The 15,447-nt window shown below is 63.0% G+C and carries 16 protein-coding genes and 1 tRNA gene; all 17 read left to right on the plus strand.

Annotated features, from left to right (window positions below; genetic code table 11):
- The 17 genes from ACTIFF_RS08435 (at position 1) to infC (ending at position 15,443) form a co-directional block, all read left to right on the plus strand.
- Positions 1–879 carry a prephenate dehydrogenase gene (locus ACTIFF_RS08435; RefSeq protein ID WP_439536650.1) on the plus strand — a complete coding sequence of 293 codons (879 nt, stop codon included), beginning with the start codon at positions 1–3 and terminating at the stop codon, positions 877–879.
- Between the two features lie 55 nt (positions 880–934).
- On the plus strand, positions 935–2,230 hold the full coding sequence (gene aroA, locus ACTIFF_RS08440; RefSeq protein ID WP_439536430.1) for a 3-phosphoshikimate 1-carboxyvinyltransferase: 1,296 nt from the start codon (positions 935–937) through the stop codon (positions 2,228–2,230).
- Positions 2,227–2,925, plus strand: coding sequence for a (d)CMP kinase (gene cmk, locus ACTIFF_RS08445; RefSeq protein WP_439536431.1), 699 nt, complete (start codon positions 2,227–2,229; stop codon positions 2,923–2,925). Before aroA ends, cmk begins: the two co-directional genes overlap by 4 nt.
- 90 nt (positions 2,926–3,015) lie before the next feature.
- A complete protein-coding gene (gene rpsA, locus ACTIFF_RS08450) occupies positions 3,016–4,734 on the plus strand; it encodes a 30S ribosomal protein S1 (RefSeq protein WP_223300160.1) in 1,719 nt (572 codons plus the stop codon).
- A gap of 95 nt (positions 4,735–4,829) precedes the next feature.
- Positions 4,830–5,135: an integration host factor subunit beta gene (locus tag ACTIFF_RS08455; RefSeq protein ID WP_069039907.1), complete on the plus strand. Its 306-nt coding sequence runs from the start codon at positions 4,830–4,832 to the stop codon at positions 5,133–5,135.
- Positions 5,136–5,147: 12 nt separating this feature from the next.
- Complete coding sequence (locus ACTIFF_RS08460; RefSeq protein ID WP_257080724.1) at positions 5,148–5,378, plus strand: LapA family protein; 231 nt, start codon at positions 5,148–5,150, stop codon at positions 5,376–5,378.
- 18 nt (positions 5,379–5,396) lie between these two features.
- Positions 5,397–6,572 (plus strand): lipopolysaccharide assembly protein LapB, encoded by a 1,176-nt coding sequence (lapB, locus tag ACTIFF_RS08465; RefSeq protein WP_439536432.1) that lies wholly within the window; start codon positions 5,397–5,399, stop codon positions 6,570–6,572.
- Positions 6,573–6,581: 9 nt separating this feature from the next.
- Positions 6,582–7,535 carry a D-glycero-beta-D-manno-heptose-7-phosphate kinase gene (gene rfaE1 / locus ACTIFF_RS08470; protein WP_439536433.1) on the plus strand — a complete coding sequence of 318 codons (954 nt, stop codon included), beginning with the start codon at positions 6,582–6,584 and terminating at the stop codon, positions 7,533–7,535.
- A 50-nt stretch (positions 7,536–7,585) separates the two neighbouring features.
- Positions 7,586–8,245 carry a helix-hairpin-helix domain-containing protein gene (locus ACTIFF_RS08475; protein ID WP_439536434.1) on the plus strand — a complete coding sequence of 220 codons (660 nt, stop codon included), beginning with the start codon at positions 7,586–7,588 and terminating at the stop codon, positions 8,243–8,245.
- Between the two features lie 27 nt (positions 8,246–8,272).
- Entirely contained in the window at positions 8,273–9,175 is a 903-nt protein-coding gene (gene cysM, locus ACTIFF_RS08480) for a cysteine synthase CysM (protein WP_439536435.1), read from the plus strand.
- Between the two features lie 7 nt (positions 9,176–9,182).
- Positions 9,183–11,168 (plus strand): hypothetical protein, encoded by a 1,986-nt coding sequence (locus ACTIFF_RS08485; RefSeq protein WP_439536436.1) that lies wholly within the window; start codon positions 9,183–9,185, stop codon positions 11,166–11,168.
- Between the two features lie 64 nt (positions 11,169–11,232).
- Positions 11,233–11,400 (plus strand): hypothetical protein, encoded by a 168-nt coding sequence (locus ACTIFF_RS08490; protein ID WP_439536437.1) that lies wholly within the window; start codon positions 11,233–11,235, stop codon positions 11,398–11,400.
- Positions 11,397–11,807 carry a YdbL family protein gene (locus ACTIFF_RS08495; RefSeq protein ID WP_439536438.1) on the plus strand — a complete coding sequence of 137 codons (411 nt, stop codon included), beginning with the start codon at positions 11,397–11,399 and terminating at the stop codon, positions 11,805–11,807. The genes ACTIFF_RS08490 and ACTIFF_RS08495 overlap by 4 nt, the downstream gene beginning before the upstream one ends.
- 22 nt (positions 11,808–11,829) lie before the next feature.
- The gene (locus ACTIFF_RS08500) at positions 11,830–12,621 is read left to right on the plus strand and encodes a 3'-5' exonuclease (protein ID WP_439536439.1); all 792 of its coding nucleotides are present in this window, start codon (positions 11,830–11,832) and stop codon (positions 12,619–12,621) included.
- 61 nt (positions 12,622–12,682) lie between these two features.
- A tRNA-Val gene (locus ACTIFF_RS08505) sits at positions 12,683–12,759 on the plus strand.
- Between the two features lie 211 nt (positions 12,760–12,970).
- Complete coding sequence (gene thrS / locus ACTIFF_RS08510; RefSeq protein WP_439536440.1) at positions 12,971–14,893, plus strand: threonine--tRNA ligase; 1,923 nt, start codon at positions 12,971–12,973, stop codon at positions 14,891–14,893.
- Positions 14,894–14,918: 25 nt separating this feature from the next.
- Positions 14,919–15,443: a translation initiation factor IF-3 gene (gene infC, locus ACTIFF_RS08515; RefSeq protein WP_257095049.1), complete on the plus strand. Its 525-nt coding sequence runs from the start codon at positions 14,919–14,921 to the stop codon at positions 15,441–15,443.
- Positions 15,444–15,447: the final 4 nt, after the last annotated feature.

Genomic DNA, 15,447 nt, shown 5'->3' on the forward strand with positions numbered 1-15,447 from the left:
ATGATGAAGCCTCTGGTCGGACGCCTGCTGGTCTGCGGTGTCGGTCTGATCGGCGGCTCGTTTGCTGCGGCATTGAAGCAGGCGAAGCAGGTCGGTGAGGTTGTCGGCATCGGACGCACTGCGGACAGCATGCAGGACGCGCTGTCGCTCGGCCTCGTCGATCGAATCGAGACAGACTGGCGAACCGCCCTGCCGGGCGTCGACCTGGTGTTGCTCGCGATGCCGGTGGGCCAGATGGATGTCGTGATGTCGAACCTGATGCCGCATCTGTCGCTCGACACGGTGGTCACGGACGCCGGCAGCACCAAGGCCGATGTCGTTGCGGTGGCGCGCGCCCGGTTCGGTTCCCGGATCGGACAGTTCGTGCCGGGCCATCCGATCGCCGGCGCCGAAAAGAGCGGCCCGCAGGCGGCGCGCGCCGAGTTGTACGACAAGCGCCGGGTGGTATTGACGCCGCTGGTCGAGAACGACGATGCCGCGATCGATCTGGTCCGCAAGGCCTGGCAGGTGTGCGGTGCCCGTGTATCGACCACATCGCCCGAACATCACGACCGCTGGCTGGCGTCGGTCAGTCACCTGCCGCATCTGCTGTCGTTCGCGCTGGTGTCCGAACTGGCTGCGCGGTCGAACGCTGACGAGATATTCAGCCTCGCCGGCGGCGGCTTTCGCGACTTCACCCGCATCGCGGCCAGCCACCCCGAAATGTGGCGCGACATTTTCTTTGCCAATCGTGACGCGTTGCTTGCCGAACTGACGGCGTACGAAGAAGAGCTCGCGCGGTATCGCTTGCTGATCGAGCAGGGCGACGCCACCGGCATCGAAAAGCTGCTCGGCATCGCCCGAGAGGCCCGCGTTGCGTGGGCGCAGCGCCAGAGTTGATCCGACAGCCGGCCCCACCTTCATTGCACGGTGCCGGCGGCACCTTCCAGCCATCATGAAAACAGAATTTCTCGATCTTCCTGCCGCCGCCAACGCCCGCGGCACGCTGCGCCTGCCGGGTTCGAAAAGCATTTCGAACCGCGTGCTGCTGCTGGCCGCACTCGCGCAGGGCGATACCTTGCTGCACGACCTGCTGTCTTCCGACGACGTCGACCGCATGCTCGACGCGCTGCGCAGCCTGGCCGTGGATTGGCAGCACGCGGGCGGTAATGATTATCGCGTTCGCGGCACTGCTGGCCGATTCACGATCTGCGAGGCTGACTTGTTCCTCGGCAATGCGGGCACGGCCTTTCGACCGCTGACCGCGGTGCTGGCGCTCATGGGTGGCGAGTACCGCCTGCATGGCGTCCCGCGCATGCATGAACGGCCTATCGGTGATCTGGTGGATGCGCTGCGTCAGGTTGGTGCGCAGATCGAGTACGAGGGCCAGACCGGCTTTCCGCCGCTGCGCATCCATCCGGCCCGGTTACGGGAGGTGGCCGCAGTCAGTGTGCGGGGTGATGTGTCGAGCCAGTTCCTGACCGGGTTGCTGATGGCGCTGCCGCTCACCGGGCGCGCCATGCGCATCGACATCGATGGCGAACTGATTTCCAAACCTTATGTAGACATCACGCTGGCCCTGATGCGTCAATTCGGTGTCGACGCCCGGCGCGATGGCTGGTCATCCATCCGCCTGCCTGCTGCCGCGAAGTATGTGTCGCCCGGCGAGTGCTTCGTCGAGGGCGATGCATCTTCGGCCTCCTACTTCCTCGCAGCTGGCGCGATCGGCGGTGGTCCGGTGCGCGTGGAAGGCGTGGGGCACGATTCGGTTCAGGGCGACGTGGCGTTCGCGCAGGCGCTCGAACAGCTGGGCGCGGTCATCCGCATGGGGCCGAACTGGATGGAGGCGTCCGCTCCGGCCAGCGGGCGGCTGCGTGCCTTCGATCTTGACCTGAACCACATTCCCGATGCGGCGATGACGCTGGCCATCTGCGCGCTGTTTGCCGACGGTCCGAGCCGGCTGCGCAACATCGCCAGCTGGCGGGTCAAGGAGACCGACCGCATTGCCGCGATGGCGATCGAACTGCGCAAGGTCGGTGCCACGGTGGAGGAGGGCGCCGATTATCTTGCGATCACCCCGCCCAAGGCCTTCATCGCCGGTGCATCGATCGACACCTACGACGATCACCGCATGGCCATGTGCTTCTCGCTGGCTACGCTGGGCGGTGTGCCGCTGCGCATCATGGACCCCGGCTGCGTCGCCAAGACTTTTCCCGACTACTTCACTCGCTGGGCGGAGGTGGCGCGATGAGCGGCGACATTCGGGCGCCTGTGATTGCAATAGACGGGCCGTCCGCGTCCGGCAAGGGGACGGTCGCCGCGCGCGTCGCGGCGGCGCTGGGCTTCCACCTGCTCGACAGCGGCGCGCTCTATCGGCTCACCGCCCTGGCTGCGCTGCGGCGCGGCGCGTCTCTGGACGACGGAGAAACGCTGGAAGCCATTGCTAGCGCGCTCGATGTGCGCTTTGCAGACAAGGCGACCTGGCTTGCCGGTGAAGAGGTGTCGGACGCGATGCGCAGCGAGGACGCGTCGGTCGGTGCGTCGAAAGTTGCGGTACATCAGGGCGTACGGCAGGCCCTGCTTGAGCGACAGCGTGCGTTCCGCCGACTTCCTGGACTGGTGGCGGACGGTCGCGACATGGCCTCCGTGGTGTTCCCCGATGCCGCGCTCAAGGTGTTCCTCACCGCCAGCGTCGAGGTCAGAGCGCAGAGGCGGTATAAGCAGTTGATCGAAAAAGGTGTTTCTGCTAATCTCGAGAGTCTTTCTCAGGATTTGCGTGAACGCGACGAACGGGATAGCAAACGAGCCAATGCGCCGCTGGTGCGCGTAGCCGGTGCGATTCCGCTAGATACGAGTTCGATGTCCGCAGATGCCGCCGTCAGGATGGTTCTTGATGCGTGGGAGCAAGTGAAAGCAGGGCAGCCGGTGCATCGAACCGATTCCTGATGCGCCGTTGTCCGGCAAGTGCAGCCTGCGAATGTTCGCAGGGTGTTGTGTTCACCCCTAACCCGTTGCCGCGCAAGCGGCTTTTTGCCAATGTCCCAAGTTGCCCAGTCGTCCGAATCCATGGATTCCATGGAAAGTTTTGCAGCGTTGTTCGAGGAAAGCCTCCAGCGCCAGGAAATGCGCGCCGGTGAGGTCATTACCGCCGAAGTGATGCGCGTCGACAACAATTTCGTTGTCGTGAATGCCGGCCTGAAGTCGGAAAGCTATATCGCGATCGAAGAATTCCGCACGGATCGTGGCGAGCTCACGGTTGCGCCGGGCGATTACGTCAGCGTCGCAATCGAAATGCTCGAAGACGGTTACGGTGAAACCCGGCTGTCGCGCGACAAGGCAAAACGCATCGCTGCGTGGAACGAACTCGAAAAGGCGCTCGGCGACGGCACCATCGTCAAGGGTCTGGTGTCGGGCAAGGTCAAGGGCGGCCTGACCGTCATGACCAACGGCATCCGCGCTTTCCTGCCGGGCTCACTGGTCGATCTGCGTCCGGTCAAGGACACCGCGCCGTACGAGAACAAGGAATTCGAATTCAAGGTCATCAAGCTCGACCGCAAGCGCAACAACGTGGTCGTCTCGCGTCGTGCGGTGCTCGAACTGACTGCAGGCGAAGAGCGCGAAAAGCTGCTCGAGAACCTGAAGGAAGGCACGATCGTCAAGGGTATCGTCAAGAACATCACCGATTACGGTGCATTCGTCGACCTCGGTGGCATCGACGGGCTGCTGCACATCACCGATCTGGCGTGGCGCCGCGTGCGTCACCCGTCGGAAGTGCTCGCGGTCGGTGATGAAGTCGAAGCGAAGGTGCTCAAGTTCGATGCCGAGAAGAACCGCGTGTCGCTGGGCCTCAAGCAGCTGGGCGAAGACCCGTGGGTGGGCATTTCGCGCCGCTACCCGCAAGGCACCCGCCTGTTCGGCAAGGTGACCAACCTGACCGACTACGGCGCATTCGTCGAGATCGAACAGGGCATCGAAGGCCTGGTTCACGTGTCCGAGATGGACTGGACCAACAAGAACATCCACCCGACCAAGGTTGTCCAGCTGGGCGACGAAGTCGAAGTGATGATTCTCGAGATCGACGAAGACCGCCGCCGGATTTCGCTGGGCATGAAGCAATGCCAGGCAAACCCGTGGGAAGATTTCTCGATGAACCACAAGAAGGGCGACAAGGTCCGAGGCCAGATCAAGTCGATTACCGACTTCGGCGTGTTCATTGGTCTCACCGGCGCCATCGACGGTCTGGTGCATCTGTCCGACCTGTCATGGTCGCTGACCGGCGAAGAAGCTGTTCGCAACTACAAGAAGGGCGACGAAGTCGAGGCCATCGTGCTGTCGATCGATGTCGAACGCGAGCGTATTTCGCTCGGCGTCAAGCAGATGGATGGGGATCCCTTCACCAACTTCATCGCCACCCACGACAAGAACAGCGTCGTGCGCGGAAACGTGAAGTCGGTCGATGCCAAGGGCGCGGTGATCGCGCTGAACGACGACGTTGAAGGTTATCTGCGCGCCTCGGAAGCTTCGCGTGATCGCGTTGATGACCTGACCACCGTGCTGAACGTCGGCGACGAGATCGAAACGATGATCGTCAATCTCGACCGCAAGACCCGTTCGATCACGCTGTCTGTGCGTGCGAAGGATCAGGCGGACCAGAACGACGCGATCCAGAAGATCCAGTCCGAAGGTTCGTCGGCCAGCAGCGGCACCACCAATCTGGGTGCATTGCTCAAGGCGAAGCTGAAGAACCCCTCCTGATCGCAGCTTGCGATTGAGGCTTGGTGACAGCGCCGCCTGCGGGCGGCGTTGTCTTGTCATCATCCGGTTCCTTGCACCTGCTCAATCGATCTGTCATGACAAAATCCGAACTGATCACCCGGCTGGCTACGCGCTTCCCGCAACTGGTGGCGAAGGATGCCGACTACGCAGTCAAGATGATTCTCGATGAAATGACGGCCGCACTGGCGCGTGGCGACCGCATTGAAATTCGTGGTTTCGGCAGTTTTTCGCTGAATCACCGGCCGCCGCGCGTAGGCCGCAACCCGAAGTCCGGCGAAAAGGTTCTGGTGCCCGAGAAACGCGTGCCGCATTTCAAGGCGGGCAAGGAACTGCGCGAGCGAGTCGATCAGGCACTGGCTGCCGCAACGCCCGTATCCTGATTTCACCCGCCCATGGCCATCCTCACCTGGCTGTTGCGCATTGTCGTGTTCCTGCTGCTGCTGGGCCTCGCTGCGCGCAACAGCGATCCGGTCACTGTGCGCTGGTTCTTCGGTCACGAGTGGCGCATCGAACTGTCGGTCCTGCTGCTCGCATTGTTCGTGCTGGGTGTGCTGCTGGGTGCGTTTGCAGGCTGGACGCATGCGCGCAAGCAGTCTGGCCCGACTCCAACTTCGGCTGACTGAGTCGGCCACCCACTGAACATGGACATCGAACTTTGGTGGTTGCTCGCGCTGCCGCTCTTCTTCGGGCTTGGCTGGCTGGCTGCGCGCATCGATATTCGCCATCTGGTCAGCGAATCCAGAGCGCTGCCGCGCTCCTACTTCGCCGGCCTGAACTTCCTGCTGAATGAACAGCCGGATCGCGCCATCGAGTCCTTCATCGAGGCGACCCGCAGTGATCCGCAAACCACCGAACTGCAGTTCGCGCTCGGTAATCTGTTCCGTCGCCGCGGCGAGACTGACCGTGCCATCCAGATTCATCAGGCGTTGGTGAAGCGAGAGGACATCAAGTCGGAGTTGCGCCTGAATGCCCGGCTGGAACTGGGTCAGGACTATCTGAAGGCCGGTCTGCTCGATCGCGCCGAAGAGGTTTTCGTGGGTTTGCGCAATACGCCGCTCGATATGGCAGCCCTGCATCACCTGCTCGACATTTACCAGCAGGAGAAAGAGTGGGCGAAGGCGATCGAGATCGCACGCGCCTTGCCGCCGGGCGAATCACACCGTGCGCAGAAGGACATTGCCCAGTTCCTGTGCGAGCTCGCCACCCATGCACTTGCGCAGTCGCGTTACAGCGACGCCCGGCCGCTGCTCGAGGACGCGCTGGCCACGCATCGCAAATGTGTGCGTGCGCTGGTATTGATGGGAGACCTGCACGCCGCCGAGCAGCAGTGGGAACTTGCGATCGAGCAGTGGCAGCGGGTCGAACAGCAGAATCCGGTCTACCTCGCACTGGTTGCCGGCCGTCTGGCCGACGCCTACCGCAAACTCGGTCGCGAACGTCAGGGCATCACGTTGCTGAAGAGCTATCTGGAACGCCACACTTCGCTCGATCTGCTCGACGTGGTGTTCAAGGAAGAGCTCGACACGGAAGGGCCGGCCGGTGCGCTCGCGCTGGTGCGCGACGAATTGCGCCGCAACCCGACGCTGCTCGGCCTCGACAAGCTGCTTGAAGCACAGATGCAGACGCTGCCGCCGGAGTCGCGCACCGATTCCGATCTGATGAAGGGCATCATCCATGCGCACACGCGTCGCGTGGCGCGTTACCGTTGCGATACCTGCGGCTTCAAGGCGCGCCAATTCCACTGGCGTTGTCCGGCCTGTGGCGGCTGGGAAACCTATCCGCCCAAACGCACCGAAGAATTCGACCTCACGCCCTGATCGATGAGCTTGCCGACATCCAATTTGTCGTTGCCCGACACCTCGCGCGCGCGCATCCTCGTCGCAGGCGATGTGATGCTGGACCGCTACTGGTTCGGCGACGTGCAGCGAATTTCGCCAGAAGCACCGGTGCCGGTGGTAAAGATCGACCGGGTGGAGGAGCGGCCGGGCGGTGCGGCCAACGTCGCGCGCAACTGTGTCGCACTGGGCGCACACGTCAGCCTGTTGTCGGTGGTGGGTGCCGACGACGCAGGCTGCACGCTGCGCGAACAGATGAAGTCGGCGCACATCGATGCGAGTCTGCACGAAGACGCTGCCTTGTCGACCACGATCAAGCTGCGCGTGATCGGCCGCCAGCAGCAACTGTTGCGCATCGATTTCGAGAACATGCCCACGCACGAAGTGTTGCGCGCCAAGCTTGATGAGTTTGCTCGCCGGGTGAGCGACGCAGATCTGGTGATCCTGTCCGATTACGGCAAGGGCGCGCTGTCGAACATCCGCGACATGATGGATATCGCCCGAACCGCCGGTAAACCCGTGCTGGTCGATCCCAAGGGTGACGACTATTCGCGCTACGCCGGCGCCACGCTGCTGAAGCCGAATCGAAACGAGTTGCGTGAGGTCGTCGGACGCTGGACGGACGACGACGATCTGGCGCGCCGCGCACACGCGCTGCGTGACGAACTGAATCTTGGCGCGCTGCTGCTGACCCGCTCGGATGCCGGCATGAGCTTGTACGACGGCAGCGGAGTCATCCACGAACCGGCACTCGCACGCGAGGTGTATGACGTGAGTGGCGCAGGCGACACGGTGATTGCCACGATGGCCGTCATGCTCGCGGCGGGCAGTTCGATGATCGATGCGATGCGGCTGGCGAATCGCGCGGCGGGCATCGTCGTTGCGAAGCTCGGCACTGCGGTATGCTCGCTGGACGAACTGGCGGCCGATCTGCGTCACACCTGATCCGACGGTCGCGCGACGTCCGTCTTTCGTCTGCCTGTGGAGTTTGCGCCATGCGTCGCCTGACCTGTTGTCTGCTTCTCTGCCTCGCCGCCCCCTGGGCGCTGGCCACGCTCGATCTGAATGTCGCCACCGAAGCTGAACTCGATGCATTGCCCGGCGTCGGCCCGAGTCGCGCCCAGGCCATCATCGAGCACCGTTCGAAGAATGGCCCGTTCGCCTCGGTGGAAGATCTGCGCAATGTGAAGGGCATCGGCGACAAGACATTCGCCGAACTCAAGCCGCTGCTCACCGTCGGGGCCGGGGGCGGTGCAGCGCGGTCCGAAGCGACCGCGAGCCCGCCCTCTGCCGAACCGGCCTCCGATGGCTTCCCTTGGTGGATTGTCGGGGTGCTCGTGCTCGTCGCAGTGATCGGCGTCGTGGTGATGCGCCGCCGCGCTTCACCTTCAGTGGTTCAGACGCCTGCTGCAGCACCGCTACCGGAGGCGCAGGCGCCCGCTGCAACGCAGGTGCGATCCGCCGGATCGCCACCGCCGCGTCCGGCGGGCGGTACAGCGGGCACCCCGCATGCACCGCCGACGCGCCCGGCAGGCGCACCACCGAGACCCGCCGGCAGTCCTCCCGCCCAGCCGTCGGCCGATCCAGCGGCCGCGACGTCCGCTGCTCCGCCGAGGCCGGCAGGCGCGCCCCCCAAACCGGCCGGCTCACGCTGAATCCGCCCTACAGACTTCAAGGCAGCCATGCACTACAAGACACTCGAAGATTTCGTCGGCAACACACCGCTGGTTCGGCTGCAGCGTATTCCGGGTGCTGACAATGCCCGCCGCGGCAACGTCATCCTCGGCAAGCTTGAGGGAAACAATCCGGCTGGTTCGGTCAAGGACAGACCGGCGCTGTCGATGATCCGCCGCGCCGAAGAGCGCGGCGACATCAAGCCAGGTGACACGCTGATCGAGGCGACCAGCGGCAACACCGGCATCGCGCTGGCCATGGTGGCGGCGATGCGCGGCTACAAGATGATTCTGGTGATGCCAGAAAACCAGAGCATCGAACGTCGGCAGAGCATGGCCGCCTACGGTGCCGAACTGGTGCTGACCAGCAAGGCAGGCAGCATGGAACTGGCGCGCGATGTGGCGGAGAAGTTGCGTGACGAAGGTCGCGGCATCATCCTCGACCAGTTCGCCAATCCGGACAATCCGCGCGCCCACATCGAAGGGACGGGCCCGGAGATCTGGCGCGACACAGACGGTCGCGTCACTCATTTCGTCAGCTCGATGGGCACCACCGGTACCATCATGGGTACCTCGACCTTTCTCAAGGCGAAGAATCCGGACATCCAGATCGTTGGTTGTCAGCCGGAGGAAGGTGCGCAGATTCCGGGAATCCGCAAGTGGCCGCAAGCCTATCTGCCGAAGATCTACGACGGCGCGCGCGTCGACCGGCTGGAGTACGTCAGCCAGGCTGCCGCGGAAGACATGACCCGCCGCCTGGCGGCGGAAGAGGGGATTTGCGCAGGGATCAGTTCCGGCGGTGCACTTGTGGTCGCCTTGCGGATTGCGGCCGAAGTAGAGAATGCGACCATCGTCACCATTGTCTGCGACCGTGGTGACCGCTATCTGTCTACGGGTGTATTTCCCTCCTGAACGACTGTTGCGCCCGCTGCGCCGCTGCGCGGCAGCGCTGATTCTGCTCGGTGCCCATTCATCGCTGCAGGCGGCCATCGAACTGCGCTTCGAGTCGCTGTCGGCGGCTGCAGTCGAATTGATCGATGTGCGCATTGCTGCAGCCGGACTGGGTGGCGGCCGCGCACGCATCACTGCTTCACGCGCGCTTGTGGCCGGGCGCACGCTGCAGCATGTCAAACTCGAATGCGGCGACTTCGCGGTGCTGCCTGAAATGCATTGCAGAGGAGGGCGACTGAGCGCCGAAGGTTACGGTCCTTGGCCGGTCGAGTTCAGCCTTCGCGGACCTCAACGCGCGCTGCGCGCAGACGTCCGCCTGAGCGCCGAAGTCACGGCAACGGTGAGCGGCGACCTCGCTGGCAGTTTGCCGCAACTGCGGCTGGTGGCGTCCGGCGTGCCGCTTGCATTCCTGCTCGGCGACCTTCCGGCGTTGAAACCTTATCTGCCAGCCGGTACGGCTGATGTTGACGCCACATTGGTGCTGAAGGGCGCCGAACGGTCACCCCGATTGCGTGCCGCGCTCGCTCTACGCGACGGACGTTTCGCCTCGGCAGATGGTTTGCGTGCAGCGGAATCGCTTTCGGCGGTCATGGATATCGACGTGCAGCGCGACGGCCCGGATTGGCGCGGCACGCTCGTAACCGACTGGCGCGGCGGCGAATTGCTGTGGGACAGCGTCTATCTGACTGGAGGCGGCAGCGTTCTGTCGGCGGATTTCAGATTGTCGGCGTCAGCGCTGGATCTTACGTCGCTCGCGCTTGATCTTGCCGGTATAGGGCGTCTGACCGGCGACGCCACACTGGATCGCGCAAGTGCCGCGCTGCACGCGGCGCGCGTGCAGGGCGCCGAACTCGACCTGAAACTGCTTAACGAACGCTTCGTCCAGCCCCTGTTTGCCGCGCGGGGCTGGCCGCCATTCGTCATGCAGGGGTACGCAGATGTGGCCGCCCGGCTTGATCCTGCCGGGTTGCACAGTGCGAAACTGATCGTACGCGGTGGCCACGTGAGTGACGCAGCCGGGCGGTATTCGCTGCAGCAACTGGACGCAGACCTGCCGTGGCAGCGTCAAGGTGCGACACGCATGCACATCACCGCGGCCGAAGGGCGATTCGGCCGCGTGCCTGTCGGCCGCTTCGCGCTCGACGCCGACGTGGCACCCGATCATGTGGCTGTTCAGCCGGTGCGTATCCCGCTGCTCGACGCCGGCCTTCAGCTGAATCTGCTGCGCTTCGAGCGCGTGGACGGCCGGTGGACCGGTGACCTGTCGGCCGACCTTGAACCACTGTCGATGCCGGAGCTGACGCAGGCACTCGGCTGGCCGCGCATGGCCGGAAGTGTCGGCGCCAGCGTGCCGCACGTGCGCTGGCGCGATGGCGTGCTGTCACTGGACGGCCAACTGATGATCCAGGTGTTCGGCGGTTACATCGCCGCGAGCGGTCTGCAGGTGATCGAGCCCTTCGGCACGACACCGCGTGTACTTTCCGACCTGCAGATGCGTTACGTCGATCTGGACGCGCTGACCGAAACCTTCAAGTTCGGTCGCATCACCGGTCGGCTCGACGGTGATGTCACCGGGCTGGAATTGTCGCGCTGGGCGCCACTGGCGTTCGATGCGCGCGTGCGTTCGAGTGAGGGTGACTATCCGCGGTCGATCAGCCAGCGCGCTGTGGATAGCATCACTGCGCTGGGGGGCTCGGGTGCCACTGCGGCGATCCAGCGTACATTCCTGGGTGTGTTCGAACGCTTCGGATATCGGCGCATCGGGGTGTCGTGCCGTTTGCGCAATGGTGTGTGCGAGATGGATGGGCTGAGCAACCGGAACGGCGGATTCGTGCTGATCGAGGGGGGCGGTGTGCCGGCGCTCAGCGTGGTTGGCTACAATCGACGCGTCGACTGGCAGGTGTTGCTGGAACGGCTGGCGCGCGTGACCGAAACGAAACCGGTGCTTCAATGAGGTGGACATGAACAGGTCGCATACATACAAGGCGCTCACACGACGATCACCGTCGCGCAGGTCGATGGCCATCGTACTGGCGGCCTCTGCTCTGCTCGGGGGCTGCGTCACCATCAACATCTACTTTCCCGCCGCTGCGGCGGAAAAGGCCGCCGATCGCATCATCGACGAAGTCTGGCAGCTGAAGAACGGCAGCCAGACGCCGTCGATTCCGGAAGGAAAGCAACCATGAAGACAGTGCACCGTATCGTTCTGCTGTGCGTGATGTACGCGGGCGCAGTCTGGTCCCAGGGTAATCTGGAAATCAACACACCTGCGATCAGCCAGCTGCGCGACGCGATGCAGGCACGCCACGCGCAGCTTGCACCGCACTATGCATCCGGCGCGCTGGGTCTCACCGCCGATGGCCGGGTCGCGTTGCGCGATGCCAATGCGGTGCCGCTGGCACAACGCCAGGCAGTGCAGGGGCTGGTGGCGCAGGAAAATGGCGATCGCGATGCGCTGTATCGCGAAATCGCGCGCGCCAACGGTCATCCCGAATGGGAGGCGGATATCCGCTCCACCTTCGCGCAACGCTGGATCGGGCGTGCCCAGAGTGGCTGGTATGTCCAGTCCGGCGGGCAGTGGTCGCGCAAGTAACTTCAATCCTCACAGGACAGACATGGCCGCCGTACTCGTATTCGACATCGAAAGCATTCCGGACATCGCCGGTATACGCCGGCTGCATCAGCTGCCGGACGAGCTGTCCGACTCGGAAGTGGCCGAGTTCGCCTTTCAGCAACGCAGGGCCAGCGTCGGCCACGACTTCCTGCCGCTGCATCTGCAGCGCGTCGTCGTCATCTCGTGCGCATTGCGCGATGCGCGCTCGTTGAAGGTGTGGTCGCTGGCCGAGCCGGAAAACGGCGAAGGCCAGATCATCCAGCGCTTCTACGAAGGCATCGAGCGGCTGACGCCGCAGATCGTGTCCTGGAACGGCGCAGGCTTCGATCTTCCGGTGCTGCACTACCGCGGTCTGATCCACGGCGTCACTGCGCCGCGCTACTGGGAAATGGGCGAGGGCGATGGCCCGGACGCCCGGGAATTCAAGTGGAACAACTACATCAGTCGCTACCACTCGCGTCATCTGGACCTGATGGATCTGCTGGCGCTTTATCAGGGCCGCGGTAATGCGCCGCTGGATGAACTGGCCAAGCTGATCGGTTTCCCGGGCAAGCTGGGCATGGACGGCTCGGCCGTGTGGGGGGCGTGGCAGCGCGGCGAGATTGCGCAGATCCGTGATTACTGTGAAACCGATGTGCTCAACACCTTCCTCGTGTTCCAGCGCTTCCAGTTGATGCGCGGCGTGCTCGACCGCGCGCAGTACGATGCCGAAATCGGTTTCGTGCGCGAATGGCTGGCCACGCAGCCGGGTGCGCATTGGAAGGAGTATCTGGCCGCCTGGCAGGCACCGTAAAACAGCGTGCGAAATTTGTCTTGAGTCGCGCCGGATTCAGGCTATACTTGCGCGCTCTTTTAGGCGCGTAGCTCAGCTGGTTAGAGCACCACCTTGACATGGTGGGGGTCGTTGGTTCGAGTCCAATCGCGCCTACCAACACACGCTGCAGGTTTTGAAAGGTTGCGTTATGACACCGCGAACGCGTTTCACTCCGGTACCTATCGCTGTCTGAGGCCTGCAGATCAAGACGCACGGAACGATGATGTCGTTCAAGCGTGTGCAAATTGAAAAGTGCGGCTCAGGCCGCACTTTTTTTTCGTCCCGAGTTTTCGTTACACCCCCGTTACCGTTTTCCGGAGCAACGCCAATGGTCAATATCACCCTGCCGGATGGTTCGGTCCGCAGCTACGAGGCTGCAGTCACCGTACGCGACGTTGCGGCATCCATAGGCGCCGGTCTGGCCAAGGCGGCGCTCGCCGGTCGTGTCGATGGCAAGCTGGTGGACACCTCTTTCGTGATCGAAGGTGACGCGCAGCTGGCCATCGTCACCGACCGCGATGCCGACGGGCTGGACATGATCCGCCATTCGACCGCCCATCTGCTCGCATATGCAGTCAAGGAGCTGTTTCCGGATGCCCAGGTGACCATCGGCCCGGTGATCGACAACGGCTTCTATTACGATTTTTCCTACAAGCGCCCGTTTACGCCGGAAGATCTGGCGGCGATCGAGCAGCGCATGACCGAGCTGTCGAAGAAGGACATTCCCGTGTCGCGCGAGGTATGGCAGCGCGACAAGGCGGTCGATTTCTTCAAGTCGATCGGCGAGCACTACAAGGCGGAAATCATCGCGTCGATTCCGGCCGATCAGGATGTGTCGCTGTATCGCGAGGGCGCATTCATCGATCTGTGCCGGGGCCCGCACGTGCCGTCGACCGGCAAACTCAAGGTGTTCAAGCTGATGAAGGTGGCCGGGGCCTACTGGCGCGGCGATGCGAAGAACGAAATGCTGCAGCGCATTTACGGCACGGCCTGGGCGAAGAAGGACGAGCAGGACGCCTATCTGCACATGCTCGAAGAGGCGGAGAAGCGCGACCACCGGAGACTGGGCAAGCAGCTCGACCTGTTTCACATGCAGGAGGAGGCGCCCGGCATGGTGTTCTGGCACCCGAAGGGCTGGGTCGTATGGCAGCAGATCGAGCAGTACATGCGTCAGGTGCTCGATGACGCAGGCTATCGCGAGGTGAAGACGCCGCTGATGATGGACCGTGTACTTTGGGAGAAGTCCGGCCACTGGGAAAACTACCGCGAGAACATGTTCACCACCGAGTCGGAAAAGCGCGACTACGCAGTGAAGCCGATGAATTGCCCGGGCCACGTGCAGATTTTCAATGCGGCGCTGCATTCCTACCGCGATCTCCCGCTGCGTCTGGCTGAGTTCGGCTCATGCCATCGCAACGAGCCATCCGGTGCCCTGCATGGCTTGATGCGGGTACGCGGTTTCGTGCAGGACGATGCGCACATCTTCTGCACCGAAGCGCAGATCACTTCGGAAGTCACGGCCTTCAACGAATTGCTGCTGCGCGTCTATCGCGATTTCGGCTTCCATGATCTGGCAGTGAAGCTTTCCCTCCGACCGGCCAAGCGCGCGGGCTCCGATGACGTGTGGGATCGCGCCGAAGCCGGTTTGCGCGATGCTCTGGCCGCGTCCGGCATGCAGTGGGAAGAGCTGCCGGGAGAGGGCGCCTTCTACGGCCCGAAGATCGAATACCACATCAAGGACGCAATCGGCCGGTCGTGGCAATGCGGCACGCTCCAGCTCGACTTCGTGCTGCCAGAGCGCCTGGACGCCGAATACGTCGCCGAGGACAACGGCCGTTACCGACCCGTGATGTTGCATCGGGCAGTACTCGGTTCGCTTGAACGCTTCATCGGCATCCTGATTGAAAACCATGCCGGCAACTTTCCGCTGTGGCTGGCGCCGGTCCAGGTCGTCGTGATGGGCATCACGGAGGCGCAGGCGGATTACGCCCAGGAAGTCACGAATGCTTTGCGCGCTGCGGGTCTGCGCGTCGAATGCGATTTGCGCGGGGAGAAAATTAACTATAAAATCCGCGAACATAGTCTGCAGAAGCTGCCTTACCAAGTCGTCGTGGGCGACAAAGAAAAGGCGGCAAAAATGGTGGCCGTGCGTGCCCGGGGAAATACGGATCTCGGGCAGATGACCCTGAGCGATTTCATGCAGCGTCTCGCTGAAGAAATCGCCACGCGGGGAATCGATCGCACGGCCTGATTTTTTTCGCCTCGGGAGTAAGAGCATCAGTCAGCAAAAATCGCAGCGCCTCAATTCGGAGATCAACGCCCCGGAAATACGTCTTGTTGGCGAAGAGGGTGAGCAACTCGGTATCATGTCGGCCCGTCAGGCATTGACGATGGCAGAAGAAGCCGGTGTGGATCTGGTCGAGATTGCGCCGCTCGCCAAGCCGCCGGTCTGTCGTCTGATGGACTTCGGCAAGTTCAAGTACCAGGAAGCGAAGCGCGCTGCCGAGGCGAAATCGAAGCAGAAGCAGATACAGATCAAGGAAGTGAAGTTCCGTCCGGGAACGGATGAAGGCGATTACCAGATCAAGTTGCGCAACCTGTCGCGTTTCCTTCAGGACGGCGACAAGGCGAAGGTCACGCTTCGGTTTCGCGGCCGGGAAATGGCGCACCAGGAGTTCGGCATCCGCCTGCTGGAACGTGTGAAGGCCGATCTTGAAGCGCTTGCGGTGGTTGAGCAGTTTCCGAAGCTTGAAGGACGTCAGTTGATCATGGTGCTGGCACCGAGCAAGAAGAAGGTCTGATTCA

It is taken from the genome of Methyloversatilis sp. (genome assembly GCF_051861465.1).
Taxonomy (GTDB): domain Bacteria; phylum Pseudomonadota; class Gammaproteobacteria; order Burkholderiales; family Rhodocyclaceae; genus Methyloversatilis.

Bases quoted from the DNA above. Each gene is read 5' to 3' on its own strand.
- ACTIFF_RS08455 (WP_069039907.1), top strand. From the start codon at position 4,830: ATGACAAAATCCGAACTGATCACCCGGCTGGCTACGCGCTTCCCGCAA.
- ACTIFF_RS08475 (WP_439536434.1), top strand. From the start codon at position 7,586: ATGCGTCGCCTGACCTGTTGTCTGCTTCTCTGCCTCGCCGCCCCCTGG.
- aroA (WP_439536430.1), top strand. From the start codon at position 935: ATGAAAACAGAATTTCTCGATCTTCCTGCCGCCGCCAACGCCCGCGGC.
- ACTIFF_RS08490 (WP_439536437.1), top strand. From the start codon at position 11,233: ATGGCCATCGTACTGGCGGCCTCTGCTCTGCTCGGGGGCTGCGTCACC.
- ACTIFF_RS08500 (WP_439536439.1), top strand. From the start codon at position 11,830: ATGGCCGCCGTACTCGTATTCGACATCGAAAGCATTCCGGACATCGCC.
- thrS (WP_439536440.1), top strand. From the start codon at position 12,971: ATGGTCAATATCACCCTGCCGGATGGTTCGGTCCGCAGCTACGAGGCT.
- cmk (WP_439536431.1), top strand. From the start codon at position 2,227: ATGAGCGGCGACATTCGGGCGCCTGTGATTGCAATAGACGGGCCGTCC.
- ACTIFF_RS08495 (WP_439536438.1), top strand. From the start codon at position 11,397: ATGAAGACAGTGCACCGTATCGTTCTGCTGTGCGTGATGTACGCGGGC.
- cysM (WP_439536435.1), top strand. From the start codon at position 8,273: ATGCACTACAAGACACTCGAAGATTTCGTCGGCAACACACCGCTGGTT.
- rpsA (WP_223300160.1), top strand. From the start codon at position 3,016: ATGTCCCAAGTTGCCCAGTCGTCCGAATCCATGGATTCCATGGAAAGT.
- ACTIFF_RS08435 (WP_439536650.1), top strand. From the start codon at position 1: ATGATGAAGCCTCTGGTCGGACGCCTGCTGGTCTGCGGTGTCGGTCTG.
- ACTIFF_RS08460 (WP_257080724.1), top strand. From the start codon at position 5,148: ATGGCCATCCTCACCTGGCTGTTGCGCATTGTCGTGTTCCTGCTGCTG.
- lapB (WP_439536432.1), top strand. From the start codon at position 5,397: ATGGACATCGAACTTTGGTGGTTGCTCGCGCTGCCGCTCTTCTTCGGG.